This window comes from Oceanobacter kriegii DSM 6294 (assembly GCF_000422845.1).
GTDB classification, from domain to species: domain Bacteria; phylum Pseudomonadota; class Gammaproteobacteria; order Pseudomonadales; family Oceanobacteraceae; genus Oceanobacter; species Oceanobacter kriegii.
In genome coordinates, this window is sequence record NZ_AUGV01000033.1 from 1 (window position 1) to 5256 (window position 5256).

Here is a 5256-nt window from a genome sequence, read left to right on the forward strand (position 1 = left end):
TTTACATATTAGGCTACAGAATCATGAAACGTCGTTTCAATTTGTACTGCAGCACCGGCAACTTCTGCCAGTGCTGCACCAGCCTTACCATTTCTGACTAACCAATCAGTAATAGCCAGCCAGCTGTAGAGTGGTGTACCAGTTTGCAGGCCGTAGCAAGGTGCAGGAAAACCACCAGGCCCCCGCTTGCCTCGGGCGTAGTTGTTCAATGCCTGCTTGCTGATCTGTGAGTGATGAGCTGCACCAGACAAGGTGACCTGTCCGGCTTCCTCGATAGAAACCACTTGATAGCCAGCTTCTTGCACATCGGCAATGGCGCTGGTAATGGCTTTGTAAGCAGAGTCTGCTTCGCGGTCAAATTCCAAGTACGGATTACTGCCGTAAAAGCATACCAGTGCATCGTCGCAACCGGCTTCAAACAGTTTGTCTTCAAAGTCTTCGGTTTCTGGTGTTGCACCAGAAACGTTCAGAGTGAATTGATAGTTCATAACCACCTCATCGTATAACGGATTGCCTATCTAACCCCTTGAAACAGTGCCCCCTATTCGGGGGCGCACTGCTTGATTTTCTTAAGAATCCGTTCGGCGTGGTTTTCAGGGTTCTTTGGGGTGCTATAGACACTCATCATGTGATCAGTGTGTCCTGGAATCCCGCAGCGCAACTTGCAGAAGGAGTGTGCTGAGTTTCCTGCATCCACTACAACCCATCCGGCATTTTCTGCCTCTTTGATGGCGTCACGGATCTTTTTATTGGGGTGTTTCTTGTCGATAGGCTTCCTCCTTATTCATGTTGATAAGCTGATATTAGCCCCGGATGTTTACATCTGTCAACAATATTTGTTGACGATGGTAAACATTGGTTGCGTCAGCATAATATAGGGCGGGTTAAAAAAGCACCTTTAATTATTAAGTGTTCAGCACCTGACTCAATGATAGAAATTTGCCGGGCGATCTGGCTTTGGATTTCGTCCAGGTCGAGGATCGTCATGTGGTTCGCCGGTGTTTGCGGTTCGTTTTCCAGTTGGCTGATGAGCCCACGAAGCCTGCGGTGCTGGCGTTTCAGCTCCAGCAGGCTTTCAGGACTGATCAGGCACTGGCGTTGATCTGTCAGTGCCTGAGTCATTAGCGGGTTCCTTGTTGGGCTGTGCGATCGTTTTTGCAGAGATGCTGGAACTGCACAGCAAGAACGCGCACACGATCCATACTGGCGACAACCTGTTCCTGCGTCGGTATACGTGCGCTGATTACATTTTGCTGGGCAATGCGGAGGCCGTTAAGAACGATGTCAGCGCTGGCACTGTGGGTGGAGTATTCCAGGTAGGTGCTTAACACCTGGTTGAACAGGTTGAGTTCGGACTGAAGTTTCCAGCGATCGTACTGTTTCATTGCCGGCGCATTGAGCACCCGCTGACAGCAGTCCGTCATGGCATTCAATACCTGGACAGGGCTGAGTTGTTGCCGGCGCAATTGCTGGATGGCAACCCGGGTACGGTTTTCGAGGTAGTCGAACGCGGTGCCGATGTTTGTAATGGGGTTGTTTCGAATTGCGTGTGGTGGGGTGGCTTGTGGGCTTTCGTCGTCTTCAACGTTGCCGTCGAGGGCGTTGAGCACCCAGTCGCTGACGTCGTCGGCGTATTGGGATTCGCATTCGAGCAGGTTACGGCAGTAGGCGTTGGTGGTGTCGCCGGTGATGGTGTCTACGCCGTTGAGTTCTGCAACTGGTTTGCAGGTGCCGCAATGGCAGCAATTGGCGTGGGTGATGTGCTTGGCCATGAAGGCCTCCTTTGTATTTTTTCGAAGATGCCAAAAAACCGTTTTGGCGTCGGGAGGTTCGAAACGGCTACAAAGGGACCGCGGACTTATTTCCCCGAAGGGTGTTGTATTCGTCGCCCTCCCGACATACGAGAGGATGCACCAACGGCGCACATATGGCTACGGGGTAGCCGCGCATAAATGCCGGGCACAAAAAATCCAACGCTATCGGGGCTGGCTATCCGCTTTGTATGAGGTTTCGACGCCTCAGTTGCAAAGGTAAGTCGGAATGCTGTTAGGTGTCAATAGGTGTTGTTTGGTCGTGTTTGAATTATAATTTGCCGGGACACTATGGAGGGCGTCTACAATAAGGCAAGCCTTTCATCTGCACCTACTGGCACAAGGGCTTGGCATGAAAATCAACCACATCATCGTTCACGAAGTCGTTAAAGAGTCCAAAAAGAAAGCGGCCCTTAATGACCGCAAATTAGAAAACCCGATTGATGATAAATCAGAGCTGCTGGTTTCGCAGTTGAATGGTTTATTCGGGAGTACCGGATTAATAACCGGCTCATTCAAAATACCTGAAGATGTTAATGCCCCGCCGCCAGAGTTTGTGACGCTTCTCGAAAACCACCTGAAGAACAAGTTCGCTGATTTTGTGACCTTCACAAAAAGCGCCACTGAGATATTCATAAAAGAGTTTGATAAGTCGTCATCGCAAACAGCCGGTTATCTCTGGTTTAATCAGTACACTCACCACGATCAGGAATTTCTCTCCGTTGTTTTACTGCGCAAGAAGAAGGGGTTGATTTTTGAAAATGATTTGAGCCTTGAGGAAGTGGAAAGTCTGGATGTGGACAAACTTCACATGGCTGCACGAATCAACATAACCAAATGGCAGTCCGGTAGTTCCAATAAATATATTTCATTCCGGATTGGTAGTAATGCCAAGTCGGTTACTGATTATTTTGCTGACTTTATTGGTTGTGAAGAATATACAAAAACAAAAATTGATACGCGAAAGCTGCGCGACGTGATAAGAGATTACTGTAATCATCATAATTTTGATGATTACAATTCTACCGAGGCAATGCAGTATTTTGTTAGCGAGTGCAATCGGGTTTTGGATGCTGGTGAAGATGAGGTTTTTCGGCTTAGTGATATGTCCAACAAACTGGATGCAAGATATAATATTGAAGAATCAAAGAAAGGCTATTTTCTTTCTACTGCACAGGCAGAGCCTTATGAAGTATCAGAGGAAATCAGGCCAGATAAGAGCGAAGTGAGTGCTATGCTGAGGTATAAGGGCAGCAACGATAAGGTGTCAATCAGCTTTGATATAAAGCTGTACGGCACTGTTGCTGTTTATTGCCCAGACAATGGTAGTCTAACCTTTAATGAGCTTCCTCATGAGCTGAAAGCCCAGTTGGATCTGAGGGCCAGAAAAAACAGCGAAGACGACAAGAGTTAATTATGAACAAAGACGATCTTATCAGTAGCATTAGTCAACTGTTCTCTCAATACCCTAGTGTTTCGTATAACCTGGATTGGGATGAGTTCTCTGTTGCTATTGATTCGTTGTCTCAAGCCGATCTGGAGTTCATTCAAAGCCGGGTTAGCGTCTCTTTGCCTGAACCCATAGTGCAGGATGCTAACGATCAGGAGCATGAAATCTCCGAAATCGGCAATTTTATTGGCCAGGCCATTAAGCTGGCATTCAAGTTCAATGATTTTTCAGAGGCTGGCGTTCCCCTGTATAAAACGTGGGATGAATTTCTTGCCAAGATCTCACATAGAAAAAAGGCACCCAATTACTTTTACATCATAGACGAATACTGTCAGCACCCGTGTACTGTACCTACAGGGAAGCTTAAGCATTACCTTGAGGTTATCACTCTCGTTGGCATTCTGAATGACAATGCTGATTTGCCATTTGATAGTGGAGCAGACCCTAAGCTTATATTTCTTCATAAAGGACGCCTTGATATCCCATTAAGATTCACTCCGGTGGACTTAAGTAATGGACTTGACGGAATTAGTATATTCGAGGGGGTATTTGCTGACGAGTCCCAGAAAGAGCAAAAGAAAAGCATTTTAAAAGAGTGCCTTTACAACATCCTCTCGAGCGTGCAGGAGAAAGATAGACTTAGCTATTTGCTTCTAAATTTCGGACTATTCTCCAAGCAAGTTGACGATAATTATCGGTTATTTGTGAGTGAATTCTCGTTTGATGAAGTCAGGCTAGAATATGAAGAGAAGAAACGAGATTACATTTCATCAATCAACGGTATTGCTGCTGATGTTCACAGTAAAATGATGGGCATTCCTGTTTCCATGGTACTGCTTGCCTTTAAGATTCAGAGTGTTACTAATAGTCAGTCTTTATTTTCTAATTTATTTCTTTTGATTGCCATATCGGTCTATGCAATTATGATGCTGGCACTCATCAAGAATCAGAACCATACACTTGATGCTACCGGCACTGAATTCTCTGGACAAATCAGGCGTTTAAAAAGCAAATTTCCTTCTCAATACAAGGAAGTTCTTGATGTCAAAGCCTCCGTTGAAGATCGAATACGCTATCAGAAGAGATATTTCTCTGCCTTTAAGGTAGCACTATATTCATTGCTGGCTTTCTCTGCTCTGTGGTTTTTCTTTTCTAGTTGCGGTGAGCAATTAGCAGACTTAATTTTGTGGGTGAAATCTCTGACTTCACCCATTGTAATTTCTTCCTCTATCTACTGATGTGCAGCACACAACGCTCAAGGGCGGCGTGTATCTCATCCAAGTCGAGTATGGTCATTTCGATGTCTGGTGTTTGCTGTACTTTTTCCAACTGACTGATGAGCCCCCGAAGCCTGCGATGCTGGCGTTTCAGTTCAAGGGCATGATGATGGTCGATGTTAATCGTCATGTTCCTTACAACTTGCATATTTACCTCCATGTCATTAACGGGCCAACTATAGGTCGTTAACTCATTTCCTGTGCGCGTATTGGCGCAACATTTCCCTACTGAACCAGTGTTTTGTATAAGTGTGCGCAAGTTCTCAGTTATCAGATTTGCAAGTTGACGGTTTGAGTTAATGATGTCCGCTAATCGCTACCGACGGATTCGGGCGCGAATGAAGCTCTCCCAAGTTGAACTTGGCGCGGCTATAGGCTGCTCGCGCAGCTATGTTTCACGCGTTGAACGTGGCATGGATGAGTACACACATAGCCATCTGTTGGCTCTGAGCGAGCTAACGGGATGGCCTGTGGGTGAGCTGATGGGGCAAACGCAGCAGCCGATATCTCCATGGCTGGAGGGCTATCTGGCATTGAATGATGATCAGCGTGTTTTATTTGACACGGTAGCTGCAGCAACGCTTGAGCTAGCGCGCAACCAAGACTTATCCAAGTGAGCTAAAACGGTGTCTTGCAGCCATTCAACGTCGCCATCAGAGAGCCCGAGCACCTCCCGCAGTGGGTATTGGACCGTCTGGCTGTAGCGTGGATCGACCTT

General features: G+C 46.6%; 7 protein-coding genes. 3 read left to right on the forward strand and 4 right to left on the reverse strand.

Annotation, left to right across the window (positions count from 1 at the left end):
* Nucleotides 1-8 precede the first annotated feature (8 nt).
* From G516_RS22440 to G516_RS0113175, 3 genes are all read right to left on the reverse strand, one after another.
* Complete coding sequence (locus G516_RS22440; protein ID WP_051219412.1) at nucleotides 9-488, reverse strand: hypothetical protein; 480 nt, start codon at nucleotides 486-488, stop codon at nucleotides 9-11.
* A gap of 376 nt (nucleotides 489-864) precedes the next feature.
* Nucleotides 865-1122, reverse strand: a complete 258-nt coding sequence (locus G516_RS0113170; RefSeq protein ID WP_028294046.1) for a hypothetical protein — start codon at nucleotides 1120-1122, stop codon at nucleotides 865-867.
* Nucleotides 1122-1772, reverse strand: a complete 651-nt coding sequence (locus tag G516_RS0113175; protein ID WP_028294047.1) for a hypothetical protein — start codon at nucleotides 1770-1772, stop codon at nucleotides 1122-1124. Before G516_RS0113175 ends, G516_RS0113170 begins: the two co-directional genes overlap by 1 nt.
* Before the next feature lie 391 nt (nucleotides 1773-2163).
* Here G516_RS0113175 and G516_RS22445 point away from each other — a divergent pair, with 391 nt between their 5' ends.
* The gene (locus G516_RS22445) at nucleotides 2164-3225 is read left to right on the forward strand and encodes a nucleoid-associated protein (RefSeq protein WP_051219413.1); all 1062 of its coding nucleotides are present in this window, start codon (nucleotides 2164-2166) and stop codon (nucleotides 3223-3225) included.
* Nucleotides 3226-3227: 2 nt separating this feature from the next.
* A complete protein-coding gene (locus G516_RS23975; RefSeq protein WP_051219414.1) occupies nucleotides 3228-4499 on the forward strand; it encodes a hypothetical protein in 1272 nt (423 codons plus the stop codon).
* Here G516_RS23975 and G516_RS0113190 read toward each other — a convergent pair.
* Complete coding sequence (locus tag G516_RS0113190) at nucleotides 4489-4686, reverse strand: hypothetical protein (protein ID WP_028294048.1); 198 nt, start codon at nucleotides 4684-4686, stop codon at nucleotides 4489-4491. The genes G516_RS23975 and G516_RS0113190 overlap by 11 nt on opposite strands.
* A gap of 154 nt (nucleotides 4687-4840) precedes the next feature.
* Between G516_RS0113190 and G516_RS0113195 the strand changes: the two genes are divergently transcribed.
* Nucleotides 4841-5155, forward strand: a complete 315-nt coding sequence (locus tag G516_RS0113195) for a helix-turn-helix domain-containing protein (RefSeq protein WP_281168039.1) — start codon at nucleotides 4841-4843, stop codon at nucleotides 5153-5155.
* Nucleotides 5156-5256 lie beyond the last annotated feature (101 nt).

What these genes read in the sequence shown, in the direction of transcription:
- G516_RS22445 (WP_051219413.1), top strand. Translation starts at nt 2,164, where the DNA reads ATGAAAATCAACCACATCATCGTTCACGAAGTCGTTAAAGAGTCCAAA.
- G516_RS0113190 (WP_028294048.1), bottom strand. Translation starts at nt 4,686, where the DNA reads ATGCAAGTTGTAAGGAACATGACGATTAACATCGACCATCATCATGCC.
- G516_RS0113195 (WP_281168039.1), top strand. Translation starts at nt 4,841, where the DNA reads ATGTCCGCTAATCGCTACCGACGGATTCGGGCGCGAATGAAGCTCTCC.
- G516_RS23975 (WP_051219414.1), top strand. Translation starts at nt 3,228, where the DNA reads ATGAACAAAGACGATCTTATCAGTAGCATTAGTCAACTGTTCTCTCAA.
- G516_RS0113170 (WP_028294046.1), bottom strand. Translation starts at nt 1,122, where the DNA reads ATGACTCAGGCACTGACAGATCAACGCCAGTGCCTGATCAGTCCTGAA.
- G516_RS0113175 (WP_028294047.1), bottom strand. Translation starts at nt 1,772, where the DNA reads ATGGCCAAGCACATCACCCACGCCAATTGCTGCCATTGCGGCACCTGC.
- G516_RS22440 (WP_051219412.1), bottom strand. Translation starts at nt 488, where the DNA reads ATGAACTATCAATTCACTCTGAACGTTTCTGGTGCAACACCAGAAACC.